The organism is Thermofilum sp., assembly GCA_038741495.1.
Classification (GTDB): Archaea; Thermoproteota; Thermoprotei; order Thermofilales; family Thermofilaceae; genus Thermofilum.
The window spans coordinates 46,842-70,952 of record JAVYKX010000001.1 but is presented as its reverse complement, the minus strand read 5'-3'; the positions used below and the strand labels follow the sequence as shown (position 1 = coordinate 70,952).

The following is a 24,111-nucleotide window of genomic DNA, read 5'->3' as shown; positions in this document are numbered from 1 at the left end:
CCACCTCATTAGGGGTTTTAGCTCAGGTATTGGCGAATGATCTCTAAAACTCTCCTTAACTCATCTTCGGTGAAAATTCTATTTAAAGGAGAAAGAATTAGCCTAACCTCCCCCGGATCCGATGGAGCAATATTTACAAGCTGAACCGCTATCTCCTCCGGAAGCCCCATCTCCGCCATCAGCTGCTCAACAGCTTTCCGGGCCGAAACCGGGTCCTCAATCTTAGAGAACCTTCTCGCGTAGTCCAGCGTGTACCTCTCCAGAGTAGAGAGAGACCTCTTAGATTCCTCCTTCTCCAACAGTTCCTTAACTTCGGCAAGTGTGAGGTTTCGTTCAGACACTATTCGTGGCACTTTGTGCTCACCGGGCTGATTACTCCTTGAAAAAGGAGTTCATAAGGGTTTTTATCTAGTAATGTGCCAAGAAGTTATCCACGTTTAATACAGAAGAACTGAAGCTTCTCGGGGCACCTTTCATTAGACGGCAGGGAGAAAACACCGCACCCTACGGGCCAATCGCGCGTAACAGATCGTTTAAACTGCGGTATTCCTCCTCCTTACCCCTAACGTTCACCAGTATTCGCTTCACCGATAAAGAGTTGAGTACATCCACCGGGGCCTTTGTCCCGAAAGCGCGGGTCCACGGCACTACGTCGCCCGAGGGGTCTACAGCCCTGTACATGGTGTTCACCCGTAACTTGTAAGCAGTCTCCTTGAACGAGATCTCTACGCGGGCCCCCTTGCTGCGTGTCCACTCTAGCAGCTTCTCCAGCTCTTTCGTCGTGACCAAACACTCTCACCCTCAGCGAGTCTTTCTCAGCTTCACGTATACTTTCTCGCCCACCTGGAAACGCTCGTAGTCCCTCTCGCTCTTCAGCACTAGCTGTAAACCACCCAAAGAGGCGTAAACTCTGAACGGGTTGCTGGCCTTAAGGTAGACTTCGCCGCCCATCACCACATCCCACTCGTCGAGGCTGCCAGCTTCCTTAGCCACTTCGACGTTGACGGAATCTCCCTCGCTCAACGCGAGCCCAGCCTCCCGGAGAACTCTCTCAGGGATCTCGACCTCCACCTCCCCCCACTCGGCTTCCAGCGCGATGCGCGCAACTCTAGCGTAATCTAGCCTGGAAATTTTCCCTACTCGCGCGATCATAGATACTGTGAAGCTGCATAATGAGGACTATTTATAGGCTTGCCTTCCTGACGGCTCAGAGCAGGATGTGGGCTGACGTCTTCGAAGTCGAGGAGATCGATCTCTTCGGCCGAATAGGGCGTCTCTACACGCGTAGAGGTGTTGTCGAGACGCCTACGTTGACACCTGTCATCAACCCTGCGAAACCCGTTCTCGAGCCTAGCAGGATCAGCAGTCTCGGCTTTCCGATGCTGATGACGAACTCCTACATTATACTGCGCAACTACGGGGAGCTAGCTAAGGAGGTTGGAGTACACGGGATTCTGGGAGTCCAGAATCCCGTGTTCACGGATTCGGGCGCTTACCAGCTGATGGTTTACGGGAAAGTGGAGGTGAGCCCCCGTGAGATTGTCGAGTACCAGCTGGACATAGGGTCGGACATCGGGGTTGTGCTGGACATACCCACGAGGAAGGACACGCCCTACGAGCAGGCAGCCCGAGAGGTAGACGAGACCATCAAACGTGTACGCGAAGCTCTGGAGCTGGACTTGAGGGGCATGCTTCTCGTAGCTCCGGTTCAAGGAGGCACTCACACTCCTCTCGTCGCCTACGCTGCGAGCGAGCTGGCCAAGCTCCCCGCCAGCCTCTACGCGGTTGGAGGACCTACGCAGCTGATGGAGGGGTACGATTACAAGGAGCTTGTCAGGCTGGTTATGACCGCTCGACTTAACCTCCCCTGGGGCGCGCCCCTCCACCTGTTCGGAGCTGGTCACCCGATGATGCTCGCACTCGCTGTCGCTATGGGTGTCGATACCTTCGATTCGGCATCTTATGCTCTCTACGCTAGAGATGATCGCCTCATGACGCCCTCAGGGACGCTAAGGCTATCGGAGCTCAGCGAGCTGCCGTGCAGCTGCCCTGTATGCTCTAAGTACTCTGCGCTCGAGCTGAGAAAGACTCCCAGACAGGAGAGGGTAGCGCTGATAGCCGAGCACAACTTGCACGTGCTCTCCGGCGAGCTGAGAAGGATACGGGAAGCTATAAGAGAGGGTAGGCTGTGGGAGCTCGTAGAGAGAAGAGCGTCAGCTCATCCCGCGCTGATGGATGCCCTCAGAGAGTTCGTAAAGTACGTGCGATTCATCGAGAGAAAGCATCCGGCGACCAGGCAGCCAGTCCGAGGAATTTTCTTCCTGAGTTCACTCAGCAGGTACAGGCCAGAGGTCGTAAGGCACCAGGAAAGGCTGTTCAGTAGGTTTGCGAGAAAGCAGGATCTCCTGCTCCTGTTCGAGGAGACTCCGCAGAAACCCTTTACTCGGTTCGGGCTCATTAAGGAGATTCTTGCGGATGAACCAGGGCTGACGGATCTCTGCGACCCTGCTGTCCTGTCTCTGGCATTCTCCGTGATACCTCTCGAGCTTGACGGAGTGTACCCCTTGTCGCAGTACGAGGCTTCAAGACGCATCTTGGACTCGAGCGCTGAGGAGATAGTCTCTGACGTCGTCTGGTACGTTCTCAACAAGGGGTACAGGGGGGTAGTGCTAGTGCACTACTCCCTTCCGGAGAGGGTGGTTAGAAGGATGGGAGAGCTCTTCAAGAGCGAAGAAATAGTGTTCGTGCCGATCCTGCTCGAAAACTACCAGGAAGCTTTGAGAGAACACAGAGAAGTCGCGGCTAGAGTGCGTGCAATCGTCGAGAGTCTCAGCGCTTTCACACGTGATAGGAGGGGGGCTCCCGCTCACGCATAATCTCGCTTATTCTCCGCTGAATCTCTTCAATCCTCCTTTCCAGAAGCACCGCTTCTTCTCGAAGCTCCTCAGTGTCTACGCTCAGTGAGAGGAGCTTGTTCGCGACCTCTATAGCCCTGCTGGCAGCGAGGGGGTCAGGCCTATCGGGGGAGGCATAGGGCAGTATCGCTACAGCGGAACTGTCGTACGCTTCGTAGAATGTGAGCATTAGCGCGAGCGGGCCTACGATCCCAAGACCTTCTTCGATCACTTTCAGCCAGCCTAAATCGTTCGAATGCTTCTCAACGTACTTCCTCGTCGGCGCTATTCGTACCGAGTCGTCGTTTTCAGCTGCAAACCGCTTGTCGAGACCCCCGAAGAGTATCGTCTCTTCAACTCCAGCCTTTAGCGCGTACTCTGCGAGGGCTAGCGGCACCCTACTCAGGTCGCGCTGCGCGAGAGGCGTATTGGTGACGAACAAGAGGTAGTCGTCCTTAAGGTGGAGCTCGTAGGGGGCTGCGACGCTGTTCTTTACTACAGAGACGAATGCAGGCATGTCAGGCGTTAGCACGATGCCCACCCTCCTGGTACCGAGCTTGTCGGCAATATAGCGGGTAGCTATCCAGCCGACATGACCCACGCCGTGGAAGCCCGAGATTAGAATCCTCGCTTCTACACGCTCTGTGAGCACCAGCCTAACTCTACCGATCTCCTCTACGATCCTTGCCAAATCGGCTCATTGAGAGTGCGAGCTAAAGCTTAAGCCTCTTTCGCTGCGGGGCCCGGAGAAACAGTTAAAAAACCGGTTGTCGAGCGGGTTTGGAGGCGACCATGGGGGTTTACCACGGAAACGATCTGAAGAAAATCACGGGAGGCGTGAAGGGGAGACACGTCAAGGTGAAAAGGAAGTACTGGATTGGCCGGTACCCGACCCTGACTACCATCGGTGAGAAAACTTCCGTAAGAATCACCCGCACGAAAGGCGGAGGGGTGAAGATCAGGGTTAAAGTTGCGGCGGAAGCGAACGTCTACGTGCCCAAGGAGGGAAAGACTGTGAAGGCTAAGATCATCAAGCTCATCGATAATCCAGCCGACCGGAACCTGGCTAGGAGAGGCATTTTAACCAAGGGGGCTTTGATACAGACTTCTGTAGGTAAAGCGAAGGTAACTTCGAGGCCCGGACAGGACGGCGTGGTGAACGCTGTTCTCGTAGAGTGATCCGCGCCGGTGCTCACGGTTGAAGAAGAGGGAGGGTTTTATCATCTGGCTTGCCTATTTCGACGCCAGGCACCCGAGGAGTAAGGGGCGCCGCGTGCCGAAGGCCCTAGCAGTTGAGAAGCCGACTCTCTCTGAGCTCGAGGAGGCTGCTAGAAAGGCTGGCTTCCAGGTTCTTGCTGTCGAGGGTAACGCCAAGTACCCTGCTTGCTGGTTCGAGGAGCCTGGGCGCATCCTAGTCCGGGCCGAGGGGAGGAGGAAATCCCAGGTAGTTACGATCATCGCAGAAAAGCTTGTCGAGGTGAGGAAGGCTAAGCAGCTTCAGCGACGGAAGCCTTGAGGAATCTCTGAATCTCTTCGCGGACAACCTCTGCGACGATTTTCCCGTCCACTTTCCCTCGAACCTTCTCCATAACTACGCCCATGATCTTCCCGAAAGCTTTCTCACCCTTCTCGCGCACGTACCCTGCGTTCTCTGCAATCACGCCTGCAACTATCTCGCGCAGCTTCTCAACGCTTAGGGCTGTCACACCTACCTTAGTGACAGCCTCATCCACGCCCTCTTCCGGGTTTAGAGCAAGCTCCTTAAGCACATCGGGTATCGCTTCCTTCGCTATTCGCCCTTCCACCACGAGCTTAAAGAGGGCAGCAAGGTGCTCCTCTGTCACGTTCTCCACGGGGACACCCTCTCTACGTAAGCTCACCATGGTGTTGGTCAGTGTACTAGCCACCAGAGTGGGTGGGGCGCCGGTTTTGGTGACTAACTCTTCAAAGAGGTAGAGCTGCTGAGTGTCGAAAAGCATCCACGCAATGCTCTCCGGCAAGGAATACTTCTCGCGTAGCTTCTCTAGGGTCTTCTCAGGCGGTTCAGGAAGCTCTAGGCGCAGCTTCTCGAGCCACTCCCTGTCCACGCGTACGGGCCGTACGTCGGTCTCGGGGTACATCCTCGCACTACCTGGTCTCGGCCGCATGTAGCGGGTCGTACCGTCGGGGTTCGCGGCACGCGTCTCCTCGGGAACGCCGCGCAGAGCCTCGACGGCGCGCTCCCAGGCTGCTCTTAAAGCCTCGAGGGCTCTTTCTCTCTTCTCGAATACCAGCACAAACGCGTCTCTTTCACCGCACTCGAGCTTCTTCTTGACGCTGTCCACTTCTTCACCCGTGATTCCGTAGCCAGGGAGCTCGTCGCTGTGAAACAAGCCCCCGACCTCAGCCCTATACCTAGCCCTGTCCGCGAGCTCTGTGCCGAACCTCCTGCCCGGCTGTATTTCCCTTCCCAGAAGGCCAGCGAACCCGGGTAGCTTTAGCGCCAGCGCTACGCCCCCTGCTGCGAGAGCTTGTCTAGCTACCTTTGATCTAGTTTGCTGGAAGATCTCGGTAACCTCCACGGGGTTAAAAGCAAGCATGCTCTCGTCAACGCCCCGCTGCCTGAGCTCATTTCTTATCTCAAGCAGATTCTTCTGGCGCAGCGCCTCGTAGAGCACAACCTTTGGGATGAGATCCAGGTACTGCACGCCTTTAATCTCGACCTTTGCACCCCCTTCAACCGACACGTTGAGGTCCTGCCTTATCGTGCCCAACCCCCTCTTCACGCGCCCGAGAGACCGAAGCAAGAGGCCTATACGAAGAGCCACCTCGCGAGCCTCCTCAGGGCTTGTGATCACAGGCGCTGTCGCCACCTCTATAAGAGGCACTCCCAGCCTGTCCAGTCTGTAAGTTACAGTTCTCTTCTCCTTATCCTCCGAGACTTTTCTAGCAGCATCCTCCTCCAGGCATATTGTCTGCAAAGGTACAGTCTTATCGCCGACTCTAACTTCACCGCCCAAAGCTACGAGGACTGTCCGCTGAAAGCCTGTCGTGTTGGAGCCATCGATGACGATCTTTCGCATAACGTGCAGCTCGTCGACGATGCGCGCTCCCACCATGAGAGCGAACTTTAAGGCCAGCTCTAGAGCCTCTCTGTTCAGCTCGTGAGGAGGCTCCTCGTCGAGCTCCACGAGACAGGTTCTGGAGTTGTAGCCCTCGTAAATGAAGCTCAGGCCCTTCTCGTACTCGAAAAGTGCCGCGGGGTCTATCTCGCCGATCTCGCTCTTAGCCACCCTAAGCCTTCTCCAGACCGTTAAGTCTCCAGGATCCTTAACGATCTCCGTGGGGCAGGAGCAGAAGAGCTTCTCGCGAGTATCAAGCATCTGGTGGATTTCAATTCCGCACTTGATGCCGGGAAGCTCTTTCACCTGCATCGCTCCCACCAGTCAGCCCCAGGATAGGTGGCGAACTCCGACCGGCTGCTCACTTCGTAAGCCAGGTTCTTTGTGAATAGTTTTCTGGCCTCGTCGAGATCTTCTGCTTGACCGAGCACCCAGCTGAGCTTAACGAATGCCGTTTCAGGCAGCATGTCCTCAGCCGGGACAACCCCAGCTCTGAGCAGCTCTACTCCAGTTCTATAAACGTTCATATTCACTCGCCCCCAGAGGCACTGGGTCGTCATCACGACGAAAACTCCTTCCTTCACGAGGCTAGCTATGCTCTCTATGAGGGAAGTGCGCACGTGCCCGAGCCCCGTTCCTTCAATAACGATGCCTCTGTAGCCCCGCTCGCGGAGGTACTCGAAGACGTCGGGCTCCATCCCCGGATAGAATTTAACTAGCGCTACCTTCTCGCAGAACTTGGGGTAAACCTCCACTTCGTCGGCTCTGGGCTTGTACTCTTTCTGCAGCAGAACCAGCTTGCGAGCCGCTAGCTCCACCTTTGCAAGCGGTAAGCTGTTGACGCTCATGAATGCGTCTCTCCGGCTTGAGTGCATTTTCCTGGCACGCACCCCCCTGTGCACGAGCACGTGCTCGTCTCCGGAGCCTCCATGCATAGCTATAACTGACTCAGCGAAGGGGGCTGCAACCGCAGTGAGCGTAGCGCCGATAACGTTCAGCGCAGCATCGCTCGAAGGCCTGTCTGAGGATCTCTGAGCTCCTGTGAACACAACGGGCCCTGGAAGCTGTCTCGCCGCGAACGCTATGGCTGAGGCGCTGTAGTGCATGGTATCAGTACCGTGAGCGACTACCACACCGGCAGGCGCCTCCTTTTCGTAGATCTCCGCGATGCTCTGAGCCAGCTTAGACCAGTGCCTAGGAGTCATATCCTCGCTGAAAATACTGAAAAGAGTCTCCGTCTGCACGACCGCTATATCTTCTAGCTCGGGTATCATGGAGTAGAGCTCCTCTGCGGTGAAATAGGGGTAAACAGCACCGGTGACGTAGTCCACCCTGGATGCGATGGTGCCGCCTGTTCCCAAGAACACCACCTTGGGGAGGTTCCCCTTAAGCGAAGCTTCCCGTGAGGGGGCGAGGGGCTGGGCTTCCGCCGAGTACTGCTCTTCGAGCTTGAGGTCCTCGATCCTGTCGACAGCGACGCCGACGTTGTACCCGTTCTCAAGCTTTAGGATGAGCACCCTGCTGTCGCCAACACGCGGCCTGGGCATAACCAGCCCTTCAAGCTCTAAGCCGTCCCGGAGCTTTACCCTCACTCTCGAGAATAGGCCTGCTCCTGTGCGCTTGAGAAGCCCTATCACCTCCTCTCCATAGCCGCTCAGCTCGTTCACAGGCACCGGAAAGCAAAGGCTCACTCTATTAAAAAACCACTTATGTCGGCCTCGGTTGGTACTGGTGATGAGCTACCCTCACGAGAAGCACAAGGAGAAAAGCCCCAGTGAAATTCGATTCGCATTTGTCACCGTGAGCACTTCTAGGTACGAAGCCAAGAGAGAGGGGAAAGTAGTTGAGGACGAGTCCTTTGCCGTTGCTGCCAGCTTGCTCTCCCAGAAAGGTTTCCCGGTTGTAGCTTACAGACTGATCCCAGACGACCCGCGGCTAATTCTCCGGACTCTAGCAGAGCTCGTGTACAGGGAGGATATAGATGTGATAATTTTCAGCGGGGGTACCGGCCCAGCACCCAGCGATATAACGGTTTTAACGCTCAGGAGTGCTTTCGAGAAAGAGCTGGAAGGTTTCGGCGATGTATTCAGGCTTTTAAGCTTCTTCGATGTAACCTCATCTGCATTCCTCTCATCCGCCACGGCGGGGATCCTCAAAGGTAAAGTAATCTTCTGCGTTCCTGGTTCACCGAAAGCCGTAGAGAAAGCTCTTCAAAGCTTAATAATACCTGAAGCTGGACACCTGCTCAGTCTAGCCCGAAGCCGGTGACGAGCTATGAGCGTCAAAATGGTTGACATAACCGAGAAGGAGGTTTCCTTCCGGCAAGCTGTAGCCCGAGGCTTCATCAAGCTAAGGAACGAGACGCTGGAGGCTATAAAGCAGGGGAGGGTTCCCAAAGGAGACGTGCTGACCGTAGCTAAGGCTGCTGCGATACTCGCTGTAAAGAAAACTTGGGAGATCATCCCCCTGTGTCATCCAATTCCGATAACAGGCGTCGACGTGGATCTGCGCGTTGCCGACAACGGAGTCGAGGCGGTGGTGACGGTGAAGTCTACAGCTAAAACAGGTGTGGAAATGGAAGCCCTCGCCGGTGTCGCAGTGGCTCTTCTCACCGTTTGGGACATGGTGAAAAGCATGGAGAAAGATGAGAGAGGGCAGTACCCAACCACCGAGATCACGGAGATAAGAGTTGTTGAGAAGGTTAAGGAGCCCTCCCGCGAGGAACTCTTCTAGAATCGCCGAGGATCCAGTACTCTCCGTCTTCTCTTCTCTCCAGCTTCCAGACGAAAGCTTCGTGCTTAACTCTCTCCAGGATCTCTGCAAGAGCTGCGAGAGCCTCCCTGCGGCCTCTGGACGCGACTGCTATGAAGAGGACTGGTTCGCCCGGTAGAGCGCTCCCTTTCTTGTGGTAGATGCACACAGAGCGAAGTGCATGCTTCCTAGCCTCCTCTTCTCCTATGCTGGCCAACGCTTCGGTTGAGTGAGGTTCGAGAACCTCGTACTCCAAGTTTTCAACTTGCTTGTCATCGATAACGCTTTTCACCCGACCAATGAAAACCGCTACCGCGCCTACATCGTCGCTCAAACCGCTCAGGAAAGCTTCAAGGTACTTGGCAGGATCGATCTTCTCGACAAAGCCGTAGTTCGAGCCCCCAGAGATTGGCGGCATAACCACGACTTCGCAGCCGTCTCGCAGCCTATCACTCATCTGGGCGGCTTTTCCGTCCACGAGGACGACTGCCTCCCCGCTGCCCAGATACTCGCCGAGCGCGTGGTGCTTCAGCGCTACGGCCTCGAGAAGGTCTCTAACGCTCGACTCTCCTGGCAGCTCTATGATCTCCTCAGAGGTCCCGGCGAGGTCGCGGTATAGCGCGATGTACTTCACGGATACTTTCAAAGAATCACCCCGAGAGCAGGCGCCTCATAAAGTAGCGGTACATTTCAATGTCTTTGACGTAGACGAACTCTCCCTCAGAGTGTATGTTGGTGCCGCTGCGTATCGTCCCGAAAGCTACTACGTCCATGCCTTTCGCATCGAAGTAGGTACCGTCGTTGCCGCCAAGCTCGCCGGCTAGACCCACATCACCTTCGAGCCCAGCATCCCTGTAGGCCTGCCTAGCTGCAGCTAGGACCTCGGATACGAATTCCTCGTTCTTCGCGTACCATCCCCTCTGAGCCGCGACCACCTCGAGCACTGCTTGAACTCTCGAAGTGGCGATCGCCGAGGAGAAGGCCTCGAAAAGCTCGCGTAAACCTTCCTCTACACTCTCCTCAGGGAGGAGCCTCATGTCGAAGCCAGCCCACGCCTCTCCGGGGATTCTGTTGTGCTTCTCAGGCTCTGAGGGAGGAAGCTTCAGTATCGTGAGAGAAAACCTCCCCCAAACCCTGCTCACAGGGCTCCCAGGCGGAGCCGGCAGCCTCGAAAGCTTGCTCGCCCGCTTCACTTTAAAGCTCTTGAGCTCGCTGAGGAGCTCGAAAAGCTCTTCTGCAGCGTTTCGAGCCTGATGTGGGTAGCCTGCGTGGCCGGAGCGCCCGGTAACCTTGATCCAGCCCGCTATCACACCGCTAGCTCCGATGCTCACGTACTCGGAACCGGAGTCGACGATGATCACCCTGTCCCACCTGTACCCTTTGTCGAGAAGCGCGCGCACACCCGTTCCGCCAACTTCCTCATCACCGGTGACGACTACTACCGGGTTGTACCGCAACTCGCGCGCGCTGCCTATATCTGCAAGCCCGCAGATGGTGGCAACGATAGCCGACTTGTCGTCGGCAGCCCCCCTGCCGTAAACCTTGCCGCCGATCACGAGAGGTTCGAAGGGGTCGACCTCACGTCCCTCCACGAGCCAAGGGGCTCGAGCTGGAACGACGTCGTAATGCGTGACGAACGCCACCGAAGGCTTTCCTGAGGCTTTCTCCGGCAGGCTGACCAGTACCGTGGGGATTTCGCCTCCGAGAAGGTCCTCTACCTTCACTTCGAGCCCCGCTTCAGCCGCGTATCTGGCGACGGTGTCTGCTGCTTTCCGGTAGTTCTGCCTGACAACCCCTCTTTCGCCAAAAGCGGAGACGGAAGGTATTCGAACAAGCTCCTCGAGAAACTGAACCTGGTCTATCGCCACGGGAAAGTCGTAGTGTCTACTCAGAAATAAGCTTTCCTGAGACGAGAGGACTGTGCCTATAACATCTCGTCGAGGAGGGACCGGAGTCCTTCTACCAGGGAAGGGGCGACAGTGATCTTGGAGACCTGTGATGGGACAGTGTCCGTTGCTACAACTTCTTTTATTCCCGAGCTGAGCATAAGGTCGAGTGCACCCCGAACCATGACAGCGTGAGAGCAAGCGGCGAAAACTCCTGCAGCACCCTGCTTTAGAGCTTCGCGCGCAGCAAGCGCCATTGTCCCTCCAGTGCTCACTATATCGTCGACGATTAAGACATCCCTGCCCCTCACGTCAAAGCTTCTCGGCCGAACTTTCACCTCACCGCTAACCCTGTCGCGCTCCTTCACGATGTAGTCGTACTCGGCTCCCAGGTGCTCTGCCACGGCACGCGCCCTCTCGAGAGCTCCAGCGTCGGGAGCTAGGACGAGAGGGTTGGAGAGCTTGCCCGAGAAGTACTCTGCAATTTCCCTGCTGGGTACAACGTTCCTGTGAGGGATGCTCAGGTACTCCTCAAGTGATGATGGCTTGTGGACGTCGACAACTATGAGGCCGGAGGCGCCAGCGGCTTCAAGGCTCTTCAAGACAACTTTCACGCTGATGGGCTCACCTTCCAGGAATCTCCTATCCTGCCTTGCGTAAGCCAGGTAGGGTACGACCAGGACGACTCTGTCTGGGCTTACCGCCGAAAGAGCCTCCGTAGCGAGTAGGAGTTCCACGAGCCTCTTGTCCTGAGGTGGGTACAGGGATCCTACGAGCACGGCAACACCCTCGGGCTTCTCAGGTATTCTAACGTATGTCTCGCCGTCGGGAAACTCCTTCTTTTCGACAAAGACGAGCCTGTCGCCAGTACCCGCAGCCAGCCTAGCGGCTAAGCCACCTGAGCTTTCGAGCGCGTAGACGGTCATCGGCAACTGTACGCGTGGAAGCTTAAAGTTCTAGCTTTGGCCTTCAGAGGTGCTGTGAAAAGAGCGCGCGGCTACAGCAGCTTCTCCAGAAAAGCGTAGTACAGCTGGCCAGCTGACAAACCCCCATCACCTGGAGGGAGCTTACGCGGAAGGAGGACGGCATCCCTTCCGAGAACTTCCCTAATGCCCTTAACGATATAGCTGTTGAGGGCGGCGCCCCCGCTCACCACCACTCTCCTGGCCCCCTCCTCGCGGGCTACCGTGGCGAGAGCCCTCCCCAGTAGCTGCTGAGCGCTCCTAGCTACGTCTTTGGGGTGGAACGAAGCGTAGGCGCCTGAAGCTAGCTCCGCAAGAAACTCCTTCACGAGCACAACTCCCCCCTCTACTTCTATGGGGAGCGGCACAAGCTCTCCTCCCCAGCTAAACTCCTCCAGCGTGATCGCAGGCTCCCCTTCGTAGCTTCTCTCGTGCGCAACCCCGAGTGCAGCCGCTACAGCGTCTAGGAAGCGCCCCGTGCTTGAGGCAAGAGGGGCTTTGCTCGTTTGAGAGAGTGCAGCCATAGCTTCGCTGAACCCTCCGGGGAGGAAGGTGTGGTAACCTTTCTCCACGAAGCTCCTGAACCCCTCTTCGGGGCCCAGGGTTTCCACAAGCACACCGAGGAGGATCCTCGCAGGGTACTCTGCCGCTCGGTCGCCGCCAGGCAGGGGAAAGTACTCGAGGTGGCCTACGCGGCAGTAGCCAGAGCCGCTTGAAAGATGTATCACTTCGCCTCCCCAAACTTGGCCGTCGTCGCCATAACCTACTCCATCGATAGCGATGCCCACGCTCTCCTCAAGCTTGTGCTCCAGCATTCCCGCTGCTATGTGAGCAACATGGTGCTGAACCTCAAGGTAATCAGCGCACCACTTCTCCGCTAATTCGAGGGCGAAGGCTCTGGTCGGGTAGCCTGGGTGCTTGTCGGAGGCTACCAGCGCTTCTTTCAAGTTTAGCTTGTAGGCGTCCACTAGGAACTCGAGCGCTTCTCGCATAAAGTCCAGCGTCTCAAGGTTTTCTACGTCTCCGATGTGCTGTGTGGGAATGATGTAAGTTTCAGCGGCTACCGCTGCTGTGTTCATCAGCATGGCTCCGGTGGCTATCCCGCTTCTCTTCACCTCTCTCGGGAGGTTCAGCCATCTCGGCGCGTAACCTCTCGCCCGGCGTATGATGGTTAGGTCGCCGTCGGTGAAGCGAACCACGCTATCGTCCACCCTATTCACGATCTCTCTATCGTGGATCAGGAAGAAGTCGGCAACGTGGCCAAGCCTGCTCAGCGCTTCACTGTTATCCCTGATTATAGGCTCACCGCTCTCGTTACCGCTCGTCATTACGAGAAACTTATCCCTCGTTTCGAGAAGGAGAAGGTAGTGGAGAGGAGTATAGGCGAGCATAACCCCTAGGGTTTTCAAGTTGGGAGCCACAAGCTTTGAGACGTAGCCCTCCTCCCTCCTTGGCAGGATGACTATGGGTCGAGCCGGACTTTCAAGAACCTCTCGAGCCCTCTCTGACACTTCGACGATTTTCTCAGCGGTCTTGATGTCGAGCGCCATTACCGCGAGGGGCTTCCGCTTCCTCCGCTTTCTAGCTCTAAGCTTTGCCACCACATCGTCCTCCGTCGCCAGCGCCGCCAGGTGAAAACCGCCGACACCCTTCACAGCGACTATGAACTGCTCGTCTACAAGCTTCGCGGCAGTGGATATAGGGTCGCCCTCAACTTCCTCACCCCTTCCATCGACTAGCCGAAGCCTTGGACCGCAGCGAGGGCACGAGATGCCCTGTATGTGAAACCTCCTCAAGTTAGATGGGTCTACATACTCCTTCAGGCACTCGGGACAGAGGGGGAAGTCCTTCCACGACGTGTTACCTCTGTCGTAGGGCGGACGGTAAACGACCGTGAAGCGCGGCCCACACCAAGCACAGCTATGGAAGGGGTAGCGGTACCAGCGGGAATTCGGGTTCAGGACTTCACGTAGACAGTCGCTACAGACTCCGAAATCGGGTGGGATCATCGAAAGCCTAGACTTCTCCGCCTCACTTTTCTCGATAGTAAAGTCCGAGTACCCTCTCGGCTCCTCTGGAAAAATCACCATCTCCTCTATTTCTGAAGCTTTCGGGGTTTTCTCGCGGAGCGCGCGAATAAAGTCTTCGAGAGCTGCACCATCCCCCTCGATCCATATCTCTACCTCAGCGCCGCCGAGGTTTTTCACGTAACCTTTCAATCCGAGAGACTTCGCCAACCTGTAGACGTGGGGGCGGAAACCCACCCCCTGAACTATCCCAACAACCCTCACCCTAAGAGCCATTCCTCTCGCCAGCCCCGAGTAGTTTGCTGTACTGCCTCCTCGCTCTCCTTATCCCGCCTCTCAGGCTGTACGCGGTGAAGCCTAGAAGCCTAAGATTGTGGGCGATCTCGCGGCTAAGCCCTCCCTCGTCGCACACCACCACGTACGTCCTATCCCGGCCCATTCTCTGGGCAAGCTCGACGACGCGCTCAGCATCCACGTTAATGCTTCCAGGTATGTGCCAAGCAGAATACTTTTCGGTTGGTCTCACGTCTAGCACTACGCTTCCTCTCGGCAAGCTGTCGATATCCACGTTGGGAATCGCCAGGTCGTCCCAGCTGAGGTCTCGAAGGTTAAGCACTTCCATAGAGCCTAAGATGCTCTCGAGGTGTCGCGAGCCCACCTTGCTCTCTTCCACTAGCACCTCTTCTAGGCTGCATGCCGTCCTAGGTTGGTAGGAGTAGGCTCCGCAGATTTCTCTCACTAGCGACGCCTCCTCGTAGACCCCGATCTCTCGCGCCAACCTTATGATTTCCTCTTTGTCGAACCCTATCAGAGGCCGGAGAACCGGCATCGCTACGGCCCTGTCAATAGCGTGGAGGTTCACTAAGGTTTGGGATGACACCTGGCCTAGGCTCTCGCCCGTCACTATCGCGTGAGCACCTATCTCCCGGGCGATAAGCTCGGCTGCTCTATACATAAACCTCTTGAGAACCACGCCGAGCACTCTGTGGTCAACTTTCCTGGCGAGATCCGCTAAAAGGGGTCGGAAATCCGCAACGTAGAGTTTTGGGGAGTAACCGTAGCTCCAGTTGTCTGCCATCACCTTAGCAACCCTAGCCGTGTAGAGTTTTGCCAGCTCTCCTCCCATGTTGCAGAAGAGGTAGTGCACTTCAGCCCCTCTCTTAAGCATGTACCAAGCCGCTACCGCGGAGTCGAAACCCCCCGAGATGAGTGCAAGAACACGCCCTTCTGAGCCTACCGGGAGACCACCGTAAGCTCGCACCACCTCCGTGTAGAGGTAAGCCCTCCTCCCTCTCACCTCAATGTACGCCGTCACCTCAGGCTTCTCGAGGTCTACTCCCGCGGAGTAGCGGAGGAGCCTGGATCCAACCTCGCGCTCTATATCTCTAGAGGTGAAAGCGCTTACTCCAATCCTCCTCGCCCTAACAGCGAAGGTTTTCCCTCGAACAGCTTCGCGAAAAACCTCCTCGCTGATGCTCAGCAGCTCCTCCAGCGTGCTGTACTCAACCTCTACGGCAGGCGATAGGGACCAGATGCCGAAAACCCTTCTGAGCAGGGGTACAGCCTCCCGCCCCGAGTAAACAAAGATTCTCCCGAAACCTCTCTCAACTCTAGCTTCGATGCCGCCCGACTTCAGCGCGCTGCGCATATTTCTTATGAGTATGGCTTCGAACTTCTCCCTGGTCCTCCCCTTCAGCGTGATCTCGCCGAGCCTAACCAGGATCAACTCTCTGAAGCGCTCCCGCGTAATACCCACAGTTAGGTATATCGAGCTGGCCTGTAGTAAAGGTTACTGGGTTAGGATATGGAGATCGTTCTCGGAGTCTGGGACTTTATCCTACTCGTTGTAGGCTTCGTGGGCCTAATGCTCCTCCTCATCATCATAGCTCTCGAGTACCACTACTGGCGCACCCGCAGACGCGTTAAGCGAGTACTGGTAGAGCCCAAAGCCTAAAGCGCTCAGAAGCGACGGCCTAAGTCACCTCTCCTTACGGGTTCAAGTCATCATCGCGAGAATACTTTAACATGCCACAGTTAATACGCTTTCCGCGGGACCCGTGAAAACCGACTCATGCAGATCGGCGAGCGCAAAGGCCCTCTCCGTTGTCAGTGTTCCAAACCGCTTAAGCACCTTCTCCACCTTCCCTCTTAGCGGCTCTGATTCAGGGAGCTTCGGAGCTCCTCTCTCGGCGGCGCTCTGAAGGGCTGCAACAATTTTTTCGTGAAGAGTAGTGTTAGGAGGCTGCCAGCGGCGGGGGACCACCCTCGCCACCCTCCCCCCGTTGTCGAAGTCGATGACCAACGCCGCCAAGCCGTACGAGCTGTTCAAGTCTAAGCTGATGATCCGTTTAACCCCCGAGGCGGGGTGAAGGTTTAAAGCTGCTGTGCTGACCGCAGCTACCAGGAGGCCGAAAGGCGGGCCCTGGAGGCGAAAAGCCTATGAAGGGGGAGGTGGGCAAAGGCAGTCGAGGCCCGGGTGGTGTAGCGGCTAGCATGCCAGGCTGTGGCCCTGGTGAACCCGGGTTCGAATCCCGGCCCGGGCCCCATGCTATCTATCACGCTAGTTGAAGTCGGCTTGAGCGTAAGGAATTCCCTACTGCTCCAGCTTTCATCGCGTTAGATGGTAGGCTGGCTGCACTGGCTTAGGGATAGGTTTTTAACGCGGCTTTCAGCTGGGGGGTCGAGGGGCACGTGATTACGAAAGCCGACATAGAGAAGAAATTGCGCGCACTGTTCAAGGGGTCGGACTCTCTCGATGTGAAAATCGAAGACAAGAAGGTGCGTGTGAGTTTTAGTGGTGTCGGCGAGTCTCCCAGCGAGCTGCTGACCAAGATAGGTGACTTCGTTTCAGCTTTGAGCAGAACTGAGGGGCTTAACAACATCGACGTTATAGTAAGCATGGAGGGGAGTGCTTATGGCGTTGAAATAGAACTCTACTGATTCTTTACTTAAGCGTAAAGATCCTGACAATGATCTTCATCAAAAGTTTTGCCGCTAGCGCGGATGTCACGTTACTGACGTCGAGAACGGGGTTCACTTCAACTAGGTCAAATCCTATTACTCGCCTGCCGTGAGCTTCAAGAAAACGGTCGAGTACCTGGGCGACCTCTTGGGGGTAAAGGCCGAGCGGTTCGGGAACTCCTACGCCTGGAGCGAAAGCAGGGTCTACGACATCTATATCTATGGAGAGGTAGATCCTCTGGCTGCTCTCGAAATCCTCGAGCAGCTCCTCGACCCTTCTCACCACTCTCACCCGACTGCAGGAAGCTAGGAAGGAGTACTCTTCCTTAGACAGTGCTCTAGGTTTGAAGTAAGTAATTCTCAGATCGCTATTCTCCTCGAGCAATCTTCGCATCACGGTGGCGTGGCTATACTTGGTGCCGAGAGGGTACTCGTCCCTCAGATCTAAGTGGGCATCTAGGACGAGCAGATGAGTAGTGCCGAGAGTGGATAGCGCAGCTTTAACTGAGGGGAGCGTTACCAGGTGATCACCTCCTATGAGAGCCAGTATCTTACCTTTCGAAAAGACTTCCGAAGCTACCCGGTAGAGAATCCCCATGAATGAGCTGAAGTCCACCTCTAGGGGCAAGTCGCCTGCATCGTAGAAGGGGGCATCCTCGGCATCCATCTCTAGCTCAAAGTCGAAGGTTTCGAGCTCTAGGGAGATTTCGCGTATCCTTCGCGGCGCAGCTCTCTGGCCTGGAACTGTGGTTGCGGAGGAGTCGAAAGGCGCTCCTACCACGATCAACCTGCTCTCTTCAGGTTTACTCTCCCTTCCGAAGAGCGGTGGCGCTAGCCTGCGGGTAAACATCTCAAGCTCGGGATTCGTCTTCAGCATCGGCAGTCCTGCTGAACATTTAAATTATTCCTTTTCGCCATACCTGTGACCGTCTTTTCTATGAGGCATGCGGGTGGATGAACATGTCGGGTGCGAGTTCCCTATAGAGATTACTTCCGCGATTTTAAACCTTCACCCCGCGCGGAGGCGCCGCTACACCGCTCTACTAGAGCATAAGAAGAGAGAAAATCATTTAGCGAGCTCTCAGCTCGGCATAGCCTCCTCCCGTGCCCGCCTGATTGTCTCATCGAGGAGGCTGCCCACCTGAAAAGTGGAAGCACCCTCTGCGATGACCTTCACTTCCCCTGGGGGGAATGAGGCGCTTTGCCGCCAGCGCTAGGGTAGCCTCTTCGGCGCCTATGCTGCCGTAGAACATCAGCTCAACCCAAACCTCGTCTCCAGCTTCCTCAAGCCCTCCCTAACCTCTTCGATCAGCGAGCTGTACTAGCTCAGCAGGCTGCGGGGCAGGCTGAAGAAGACAGCGTTCCTCACTGCGCGGCGCAGCAGCCTCCGAGCGCCAACCCCCGAACCCGTACTCGCCGAAAAGCTCCTGGAGCTCGGCTCCGCGCTTCTCGACCCACTCCTCTAGCCTCGCCCTCAGCCCTTTCCTGCCTTCGCCGCACGCCAGCCGCTCCATGCTTTCACCCCGTGGCGAAGGCTTGTAGAGGGTGAGCCACCCGCCCCTCAGCCTCATCAGCACCGTGCGCCCCAGGGTGTTGAACGCTACGCTCACCGGCTTCAGCCCCGCGGCTCTGAAGACCTCGTGGATCTTCCTCAGCGTGTGCACGTTCACCTCCGCTTTGAAGCTGCAGCTGCAGCCTCCCAGCACAGCCCTCCACCTCAAGCCGTTGAAGCTCACCGTCAGCAAGTCGCCCTCCAGCTCGAGTCCCGCGAACCCCCACTCCCCCTCCATTGCTCTAGCAGCCCTCTCGAGCACCCCGCACGGGAAATCGCACCACCTCTCAACCGGAGGGAGCTTAAGCGCCTCCAGCCCCTCACCGCCGAGGGTGAGCACCTCCCCGCTCGCCGTCCTCACCACCAGCGCCCCCTCGTCAGAGCAGATACTGCCCATAGTAGCGCTCATCTTCCTCGCGGGGATAGCCGTTGAAGTCTACTGGGGACCGTGAACCTGGTTTATTTCCTCAGCTTAGCCAGCCCGAGCAGAGTGACTAGGTTCCTGTCGTTCGAGCTGATAGTGCTCCTGGACTCGCTGCTCCTAGCAACTCCGCTCCACTTCATATCCCCAGTGCTCGGCGGAGCCTGTATTGTGGTGGTCGTGGCAGCCGTTCTGATCCTGGTGACTCGCACGGAGGCGGCCTTAGAGCTGGTGTTCACCCGCTGAAGGAGAGGAGTTGGGGGTGCTGGGGCCGAAGAGGCTTAGGCAAACCCTGCAGCCGGTGGATCTCGGTGAGGGTTCAAGCCTGAAGTGGAGGGGGCAAGCGTACCCCTTACCCATGATGTACAGCGCGATCCTGGCCACCTCCAGTTGGAGCTCGAGCTCGCTCAGCGGGTGTGAGGCGGCTCGAGAAGCTAGGCGTGAGATGAGCTCTTCAACGTCACTGCGGTCTCTCAAGTCTATCTGCGACCCCCTCTCCCCCTTCAGGTAGCGCGTCACCGCCGAAGGTGAGATGCCCAGGGCTGCTGCAGCCTTAACCCTGCTAAGGCCGTGCTCATTGACGAGCGCCTCCACGAGCCTCCTCATGATGTAGGGAGTGATGTATCTCGCACCCAGCTCGAGCACCGGGATCAGAGCACCACCACCTTCTTCAGCACTTCCTCCGGATTCTTTAGCACTTCAGTGAAGTCCTCAACCACTTCCACCGCTCCGAGGTAGTTACCCCCCTCGTCCCGGACAGCAGAGATGAAGACTCTGACTACCCGATCGCCGATCCTCGTCCAGAACTCCCTGTAGTCGGCCTCACCCCTCTTCAGCGCTTCCACGGTTTCGTTCACTAGCCTCTCGAGGCGCGGTGGGTGGCAGAAGAGCAGCCTCCTGCCGAGGATAGTCCTCGTCCTGACGAACACTGAGGGGAGACGGCCGTCACAGTAGAACCTAACCCTATCGCTTGCGTCAGCGAAGGTGACTTCAATGGGCAGCGCTTCGAAGATGCCCTTCACCTCTCCTGGGGTGAGGAAGCCCGTACGTAGGTCGAGGTCTCCTTCGCGCTTCAGCTGGTACACGTCGGGCTCTAGCCTCAGGAGAGCCGTCTCCCTGAACTCGGGCGGCAGCCTCTCAACGGCTTCACCGCTGATCTGGGGGTCCACCTGGTATGGGAGCAGGGGCTCCGCCCCCGGCTCCCACTTTCTCTCGGGCTTCACCAAGTAGCCGATTTTCTCTGCCTCTTCAGCGATCGCGGCCCACTCACCCTCGCCGAAGAGGGTGAAAACAGCGGGGTAGAGGATCTTGTTCTCCCTGAAGACGAGCTCCGACACTTCTCTAGCCAGCTTCAGAGCCTCCTCGGCCACCATCCTTACCTCACTGGGCGAGAGCTCACCCTCAACCTTCTTGAGGAGAACCCTTAGCTTCACGATAACCCCATCCTCGCGGCCCCAGAGAACCCGGGGGATCGCTACGATCCCCCTCCTTTCCAAGTAGGGGAAGATGAGCATCTGAACCTTCCTGTAGTGGGTCCTAATCCCGCGCAGGCCGCGTAGCAGGGCTTTCATCTGCTCGAAGAGAGGCTTCAACTCCTCGTCGCGCGCGGACTGCAAGGCTCCGGCTACAACGCTCAATTGCTCCGACAGCTTCAGCAGCAGCTCGTTCTCCTTGAGGAGGAGGTCCAGCGGGTGACCCTCCGGCACCTCCCTCAGCTCCCTTCCGGCTAGGTACTCCCGGAAGAGGTCCACGTGTAGGTCGCAGAGCTTCAGAATCTCGGAGATCGGTACCCCCTCCTTCACTAGCTGCTGCTCGATAAGAGGTATCTCCCAGGGCTGCACCGTTGATAAGACTTGCCTGAACTCCCTCTTCAACTCCTCTACGTTCGCCCCCTCGTGCAGCCTCCTCAAGAGGCTTTTAACCAGCTCAATTTTCTGAGCTTCCATATTTGCCACCTGTCAAATTACCCTGTCATAAACCACTTATAAACCTAACTCCCGCGCGCTGTTCTGCTCGAGAAGCCTGCTGCCAATGCCTCTGACCGTATCCATATGGACAGGATTGCGCTAGAAGAGGTTCGTGAGATGGTCACTGAAGCCCGCTGAGAGCACCCGGAAGCCGCGCGGGCTTCTCGCATAAATTATTCGACAAGCTCCAGCTTCAAGCCGTGGCTTACCAGCTCCTTGAAGTGCCTATCCTTAGACTTCAGCACGAGGTTATGGGCGATCGCTGTCGAAGCGATGAGTAGGTCGGCGTCCGGTACAGGTGACCCCCGCTTCTTGAGCTCATCGTATAGCTCGCAGTAGACCCTTACGACATCGTTGTCGAGGTTGATGACGTCGAAGCTCTCCTCGAGAAGCCTCTTTACGGCATCGCGCTTTCCCGCAGGAACCCCTCTGAGGACTTCGATTAAAGTCACGATCGATATCGCGCCCTCCTCGAACGACTTCCTCCTGAACAGCTCGATGAGCCAGCTCGTGTCAAACAGCTTCATCCGAGCGCGAACCCCTTCCTGAACTCCTCCGATGACTGGGCGATCGCCTCAAGATCCTCTCCGCTCAGCAGCTCAGCCAGCTCTCTGAAAGCGTTCTCCCTCTTGATCCTCCTAGCCTCCAGGTAGAGCTTGAGGAGAAACTCTCCCCACTCCATGTCCCCCTTCGCCTTCTCCAGCACCTCCTTCACCTCAGCGGGGACAGAGATCGTCGCGTACCTCTTCAACAACATCACCATTCAACTTTATAGCTACATAGTTATATGCGTACCGCCGCCTTTCGATCCTCATCGTTCCGCGCACACCACGCAAATTAATCATCAAGCCTAGACGGTCATGAGGGTGATGCGGCTGTCGCTTGAGGAGGTAAGGCTCCTCTGCGGGCGGGCTGAGGGCTTCTTGCGGAACGCCGAGCACCTTATCAGCGTCGGGGAGTGGGATCTTGCCGCCTTCAGCTCGCTCTCAAGTGCAGGCTGCTCCTGGAGGCGGGCTCCTGCCCGAGGGCGCGCTCCTTGAGGAGGTTGGTGAGGGAGTTGGGCAGGCTAGCTCCTGGGCCTCTCACGTTGTTGGAGGACGGGGTGAGCCTGCACTACGTGGCCAGGCTTGAGGAGGCTTACATGCCTCTTCGACGCTTGGGCCGGGGGAGCGCGTCATCATTGTGAAGCAGGACGGGAGCGTGCTGGTGCACAAGCCTGAGGGGTACGAGCCGGTGAACTGGTAGCCTCCGGGCACCGTGATCTCCACAGAGCTGCGAGGGGCAAGCCGGTTCTGCGGGCCGTAAGGCTCCGGCCCCACGAGGAGCTGGTGGTTGAAGTGAAGGGGTTCTCATGCTCGTGCACGCCAGGCTGACGGACGAAGAGGAGCTGGAGATGTACGGGAGTGAGGAGGAGATCCTCGACGCGCTGGCTAAGAGGTTCGCGGGCCGCTGGATCACCGTTTTAACCCCCTTTCCCATCTCTAGCGTGGGTCCAGAAGGGGGTTGAGCAGGAAGGAGAGGGTTTAACCGCGCTGCGGCCTCACGATGGATAGGCAGAGGCTCACCGCCCTCAACGTGTGGCTGCGGGCAGTCAAAACGCTCGGCCTCGAGCCCAAGCTACCGCCGAAGTTCTGGGGGCTCCCAGAGGTGAGGATAGAGGTCAAGCTGTGAGGAAGCACAGCTTCGGCGCGGAACCGCCAGAGACCCAGCTCCAGCCTCCAGCCGCCCCCGGGGCCAACCGGGCCGCGGAAAGCGGCCCTCGGGGGTTTCCCCCGCGGTTCCGCCGCGGGGAGGGGTTCCCCTCAGCGGGGCCTCGTGACCGGTGACAAGGGCCCCGGTGAAATGGGGGCCCGAGTCGGGAAGGCCCAAGGGTTTAAAAAGCCCGAGAACCCTATACCTGTGATGGTAAAGATAGCATACGTTCTGATAAACTGCGACATCGGGAAGGAGAGCAAGGTTCTAGAGGAGCTCCGCCGGACACCGGGCGTAGCCGAGGCTCACATGCTTTACGGAGTGTACGACATTATCGTGAAAGTAACAGGAGAAAGCGATCTCGAGATCAGAGAAACTGTGACGAATCATATCAGGCGAATCTCAGGCGTGAGAAGAACTCTCACAATGCCTGTGATAGACTGACCAGTAGCCCCAGCACTCCTCCGCCAATCCGCTAAGTCATCCGCGCCCACCCACGCAGAGCTGCGAAAAGTTTTTTACCTTTCTGGTGGCGACCCCGGCCGGACCCTCCTTTATGCTATATAGAGAATACTCGCCTCGCTGAGCGCGTGAAATGCGAGAAATGCGGCAGCGTGCTGGTTATAGACAAGGGAACGTACGTTTGCCAGCAGTGCGGCCTCGTGTATCAGGACGTCGTCTTCGATGAAGGTGAGCATAGCCATCTAGCTCCAGATCGCTGGAGTTACGGCAGCTTCATCCTTGACTCGAGCACTCTAAGGTGGAGGCAGATTCAGCTCAGCCACACTGCGCTTTTTGCTGCGATGAGTAGGGCCCGGAGGCTCGCTGCAGAGCTCCAGAGAGTAGCACACCTGACCCCCGCAGAGCGCGATATCGTGCTGGAAGAGTTCTACCGGTTGGTGAGGAAGATTCCAAAGGAAAGTCTACCGGTAAGCCGAGCAGCACTCCTCATAGCACTCGCGTACCTGCTAGCTAGAGAGAGGGGGAAACGCGTGAATCTTAAATCTGTCGTAGCTCACCTAAGAGAAAGCGGTTTTAGGATCAGCGTTGGAGACGTGATGCGGGCTCTTGCCCATCTTCGCGAGTGCGGCCGGCTGCATGACGCTTCGTGGACCGAGCTTGTTGCACGTTACGCGAGAATCGCATCTCACGTTATACCTGTTAATAGTGAAGAATTACTGCGGAGAGCTTTGAAAATCCTACAAGTAGTTCGAAAAAGTGTGACTGGGCGCAGCCGCGAGAACGTAGCCGCAGCGATCGTGTACGTGTGCTGCGAGCAAGCTGGTTACTCTATCCCCATATTCAGGTTCGCGCGCTTAGCCAACGTTCCCGCCACATCGCTAAGGAGCAATGTCTCGCTCGTCCGCTCCCTCCTTCTCGAAGAAGCTTTCGAGGAGGGTACTCGCGATCCTCTTGAACAGGGGAGTGCACGGGATAAGGCAGAGGAAACCTTTCCAGTTCCCGTAGACAACCCAGCCCCCTTTGGGGCAGAGGATTATCGCGGGGATGGCGAGGAGATCCTCCTCCCCGTTCACGAGCACGGCAGCACGTAGACCGCGGTTTACATCGGATAAGGCTCTCGAGAGTGCTTCCCAACATTCGGAGGAGAGAGTTGAGGGCGGATTCTCACACGTGTAAATTCTCACTGAAAGCGAGGGATGGCGCTCGGTGGCGACTCTCCTACTTCTCCGGTCAATGACCATCAGGTCGGAGCGAAAGTATTTGGCAAAATTCCAGCTGACTACGTCGCCGACAGTAACCACGATGCTATCCCCGATGAGCTCGGCTGCAAACCGCACCGACTCGGGGGGATCCTCAAATACCACGTACCCCCAAGGGTACGCCATAGCACTTCTCGCTTCCCTAGTGCTCTTTAGACGCAAAGCTCTATGCATAC

31 protein-coding genes and 1 tRNA gene are annotated in these 24,111 nt (G+C 57.0%); 14 read left to right on the top strand and 18 right to left on the bottom strand.

Annotation, left to right across the window (positions count from 1 at the left end):
- Positions 1-17: 17 nt before the first annotated feature.
- The 3 genes from QXU72_00420 to QXU72_00410 all read right to left on the bottom strand — a co-directional run bounded on the left by QXU72_00420 (position 18) and on the right by QXU72_00410 (position 1,152).
- Positions 18-353 carry an RNA polymerase Rpb4 family protein gene (locus QXU72_00420; GenBank protein MEM0493714.1) on the bottom strand — a complete coding sequence of 112 codons (336 nt, stop codon included), beginning with the start codon at positions 351-353 and terminating at the stop codon, positions 18-20.
- Between the two features lie 151 nt (positions 354-504).
- Positions 505-789, bottom strand: a complete 285-nt coding sequence (locus QXU72_00415) for a hypothetical protein (protein ID MEM0493713.1) — start codon at positions 787-789, stop codon at positions 505-507.
- Between the two features lie 12 nt (positions 790-801).
- On the bottom strand, positions 802-1,152 hold the full coding sequence (locus QXU72_00410; protein ID MEM0493712.1) for a hypothetical protein: 351 nt from the start codon (positions 1,150-1,152) through the stop codon (positions 802-804).
- A 65-nt stretch (positions 1,153-1,217) separates the two neighbouring features.
- Between QXU72_00410 and tgtA the strand changes: the two genes are divergently transcribed.
- Positions 1,218-2,876, top strand: a complete 1,659-nt coding sequence (gene tgtA, locus QXU72_00405) for a tRNA guanosine(15) transglycosylase TgtA (GenBank protein MEM0493711.1) — start codon at positions 1,218-1,220, stop codon at positions 2,874-2,876.
- Here tgtA and QXU72_00400 read toward each other — a convergent pair.
- Positions 2,839-3,585 carry a PAC2 family protein gene (locus QXU72_00400; GenBank protein MEM0493710.1) on the bottom strand — a complete coding sequence of 249 codons (747 nt, stop codon included), beginning with the start codon at positions 3,583-3,585 and terminating at the stop codon, positions 2,839-2,841. The genes tgtA and QXU72_00400 overlap by 38 nt on opposite strands.
- A 101-nt stretch (positions 3,586-3,686) precedes the next feature.
- Here QXU72_00400 and QXU72_00395 point away from each other — a divergent pair, with 101 nt between their 5' ends.
- Both QXU72_00395 and QXU72_00390 read left to right on the top strand, forming a co-directional pair.
- Positions 3,687-4,073: a 30S ribosomal protein S8e gene (locus QXU72_00395; GenBank protein MEM0493709.1), complete on the top strand. Its 387-nt coding sequence runs from the start codon at positions 3,687-3,689 to the stop codon at positions 4,071-4,073.
- 19 nt (positions 4,074-4,092) lie between these two features.
- Positions 4,093-4,410, top strand: coding sequence for a signal recognition particle subunit SRP19/SEC65 family protein (locus QXU72_00390; GenBank protein MEM0493708.1), 318 nt, complete (start codon positions 4,093-4,095; stop codon positions 4,408-4,410).
- Here the strand turns inward: QXU72_00390 and gatE are convergent.
- Positions 4,382-6,307, bottom strand: a complete 1,926-nt coding sequence (gene gatE, locus QXU72_00385; GenBank protein ID MEM0493707.1) for a Glu-tRNA(Gln) amidotransferase subunit GatE — start codon at positions 6,305-6,307, stop codon at positions 4,382-4,384. The genes QXU72_00390 and gatE overlap by 29 nt on opposite strands.
- Complete coding sequence (gene gatD, locus QXU72_00380) at positions 6,298-7,668, bottom strand: Glu-tRNA(Gln) amidotransferase subunit GatD (protein ID MEM0493706.1); 1,371 nt, start codon at positions 7,666-7,668, stop codon at positions 6,298-6,300. The genes gatE and gatD overlap by 10 nt, the downstream gene beginning before the upstream one ends.
- 61 nt (positions 7,669-7,729) lie before the next feature.
- On the opposite strand from gatD, the gene QXU72_00375 reads away from it, so the two are divergent.
- Both QXU72_00375 and moaC read left to right on the top strand, forming a co-directional pair.
- On the top strand, positions 7,730-8,263 hold the full coding sequence (locus tag QXU72_00375; GenBank protein ID MEM0493705.1) for a molybdenum cofactor biosynthesis protein B: 534 nt from the start codon (positions 7,730-7,732) through the stop codon (positions 8,261-8,263).
- 6 nt (positions 8,264-8,269) lie between these two features.
- On the top strand, positions 8,270-8,728 hold the full coding sequence (gene moaC / locus QXU72_00370) for a cyclic pyranopterin monophosphate synthase MoaC (GenBank protein ID MEM0493704.1): 459 nt from the start codon (positions 8,270-8,272) through the stop codon (positions 8,726-8,728).
- On the opposite strand, the gene QXU72_00365 is transcribed toward moaC, so the two are convergent.
- The 5 genes from QXU72_00365 to thiI all read right to left on the bottom strand — a co-directional run bounded on the left by QXU72_00365 (position 8,697) and on the right by thiI (position 15,377).
- The gene (locus QXU72_00365) at positions 8,697-9,392 is read right to left on the bottom strand and encodes a molybdenum cofactor biosynthesis protein MoaE (protein ID MEM0493703.1); all 696 of its coding nucleotides are present in this window, start codon (positions 9,390-9,392) and stop codon (positions 8,697-8,699) included. The two genes, moaC and QXU72_00365, sit on opposite strands and share 32 nt — an antisense overlap.
- Before the next feature lie 4 nt (positions 9,393-9,396).
- On the bottom strand, positions 9,397-10,614 hold the full coding sequence (locus QXU72_00360) for a M20/M25/M40 family metallo-hydrolase (protein ID MEM0493702.1): 1,218 nt from the start codon (positions 10,612-10,614) through the stop codon (positions 9,397-9,399).
- 56 nt (positions 10,615-10,670) lie between these two features.
- Positions 10,671-11,558 (bottom strand): ribose-phosphate diphosphokinase, encoded by an 888-nt coding sequence (prs, locus tag QXU72_00355; GenBank protein ID MEM0493701.1) that lies wholly within the window; start codon positions 11,556-11,558, stop codon positions 10,671-10,673.
- Positions 11,559-11,629: 71 nt separating this feature from the next.
- Positions 11,630-13,897 carry a carbamoyltransferase HypF gene (hypF, locus tag QXU72_00350; protein MEM0493700.1) on the bottom strand — a complete coding sequence of 756 codons (2,268 nt, stop codon included), beginning with the start codon at positions 13,895-13,897 and terminating at the stop codon, positions 11,630-11,632.
- Positions 13,887-15,377 (bottom strand): tRNA uracil 4-sulfurtransferase ThiI, encoded by a 1,491-nt coding sequence (thiI, locus tag QXU72_00345; protein ID MEM0493699.1) that lies wholly within the window; start codon positions 15,375-15,377, stop codon positions 13,887-13,889. Before thiI ends, hypF begins: the two co-directional genes overlap by 11 nt.
- Positions 15,378-15,425: 48 nt before the next feature.
- Between thiI and QXU72_00340 the strand changes: the two genes are divergently transcribed.
- A complete protein-coding gene (locus tag QXU72_00340; protein MEM0493698.1) occupies positions 15,426-15,575 on the top strand; it encodes a hypothetical protein in 150 nt (49 codons plus the stop codon).
- A gap of 66 nt (positions 15,576-15,641) precedes the next feature.
- Here QXU72_00340 and QXU72_00335 read toward each other — a convergent pair whose 3' ends face one another.
- Positions 15,642-15,923, bottom strand: coding sequence for a hypothetical protein (locus QXU72_00335; protein MEM0493697.1), 282 nt, complete (start codon positions 15,921-15,923; stop codon positions 15,642-15,644).
- A gap of 168 nt (positions 15,924-16,091) precedes the next feature.
- Here QXU72_00335 and QXU72_00330 point away from each other — a divergent pair.
- Positions 16,092-16,167 (top strand) — tRNA-His (locus QXU72_00330).
- Between the two features lie 145 nt (positions 16,168-16,312).
- Positions 16,313-16,561 (top strand): hypothetical protein, encoded by a 249-nt coding sequence (locus QXU72_00325; protein MEM0493696.1) that lies wholly within the window; start codon positions 16,313-16,315, stop codon positions 16,559-16,561.
- Between the two features lie 4 nt (positions 16,562-16,565).
- Here the strand turns inward: QXU72_00325 and speB are convergent, their stop codons facing one another.
- Both speB and QXU72_00315 read right to left on the bottom strand, forming a co-directional pair.
- Complete coding sequence (gene speB, locus QXU72_00320; GenBank protein ID MEM0493695.1) at positions 16,566-17,459, bottom strand: agmatinase; 894 nt, start codon at positions 17,457-17,459, stop codon at positions 16,566-16,568.
- Between the two features lie 418 nt (positions 17,460-17,877).
- Complete coding sequence (locus QXU72_00315; protein ID MEM0493694.1) at positions 17,878-18,531, bottom strand: hypothetical protein; 654 nt, start codon at positions 18,529-18,531, stop codon at positions 17,878-17,880.
- Between the two features lie 93 nt (positions 18,532-18,624).
- Here QXU72_00315 and QXU72_00310 point away from each other — a divergent pair, with 93 nt between their 5' ends.
- On the top strand, positions 18,625-18,801 hold the full coding sequence (locus QXU72_00310; protein ID MEM0493693.1) for a hypothetical protein: 177 nt from the start codon (positions 18,625-18,627) through the stop codon (positions 18,799-18,801).
- Here QXU72_00310 and QXU72_00305 read toward each other — a convergent pair.
- The 4 genes from QXU72_00305 to QXU72_00290 all read right to left on the bottom strand — a co-directional run bounded on the left by QXU72_00305 (position 18,778) and on the right by QXU72_00290 (position 21,279).
- On the bottom strand, positions 18,778-19,200 hold the full coding sequence (locus QXU72_00305; GenBank protein ID MEM0493692.1) for a helix-turn-helix domain-containing protein: 423 nt from the start codon (positions 19,198-19,200) through the stop codon (positions 18,778-18,780). The genes QXU72_00310 and QXU72_00305 overlap by 24 nt on opposite strands.
- 5 nt (positions 19,201-19,205) lie before the next feature.
- The gene (locus QXU72_00300) at positions 19,206-20,501 is read right to left on the bottom strand and encodes a DUF438 domain-containing protein (protein MEM0493691.1); all 1,296 of its coding nucleotides are present in this window, start codon (positions 20,499-20,501) and stop codon (positions 19,206-19,208) included.
- 194 nt (positions 20,502-20,695) lie between these two features.
- Complete coding sequence (locus QXU72_00295) at positions 20,696-21,049, bottom strand: type II toxin-antitoxin system VapC family toxin (GenBank protein ID MEM0493690.1); 354 nt, start codon at positions 21,047-21,049, stop codon at positions 20,696-20,698.
- Positions 21,046-21,279 (bottom strand): antitoxin VapB family protein, encoded by a 234-nt coding sequence (locus QXU72_00290; GenBank protein MEM0493689.1) that lies wholly within the window; start codon positions 21,277-21,279, stop codon positions 21,046-21,048. The genes QXU72_00295 and QXU72_00290 overlap by 4 nt, the downstream gene beginning before the upstream one ends.
- Positions 21,280-21,558: 279 nt before the next feature.
- Here QXU72_00290 and QXU72_00285 point away from each other — a divergent pair, with 279 nt between their 5' ends.
- The 5 genes from QXU72_00285 (at position 21,559) to QXU72_00265 (ending at position 23,767) form a co-directional block, all read left to right on the top strand.
- Positions 21,559-21,708, top strand: a complete 150-nt coding sequence (locus QXU72_00285) for a hypothetical protein (protein ID MEM0493688.1) — start codon at positions 21,559-21,561, stop codon at positions 21,706-21,708.
- A gap of 165 nt (positions 21,709-21,873) precedes the next feature.
- Entirely contained in the window at positions 21,874-22,029 is a 156-nt protein-coding gene (locus QXU72_00280) for a hypothetical protein (protein MEM0493687.1), read from the top strand.
- Positions 22,030-22,067: 38 nt separating this feature from the next.
- On the top strand, positions 22,068-22,193 hold the full coding sequence (locus QXU72_00275) for a hypothetical protein (GenBank protein MEM0493686.1): 126 nt from the start codon (positions 22,068-22,070) through the stop codon (positions 22,191-22,193).
- Positions 22,194-22,424: 231 nt separating this feature from the next.
- A complete protein-coding gene (locus QXU72_00270) occupies positions 22,425-22,658 on the top strand; it encodes an Lrp/AsnC ligand binding domain-containing protein (protein ID MEM0493685.1) in 234 nt (77 codons plus the stop codon).
- Between the two features lie 146 nt (positions 22,659-22,804).
- Positions 22,805-23,767, top strand: a complete 963-nt coding sequence (locus QXU72_00265) for a hypothetical protein (GenBank protein ID MEM0493684.1) — start codon at positions 22,805-22,807, stop codon at positions 23,765-23,767.
- The last annotated feature ends 344 nt before the right edge of the window (positions 23,768-24,111 follow it).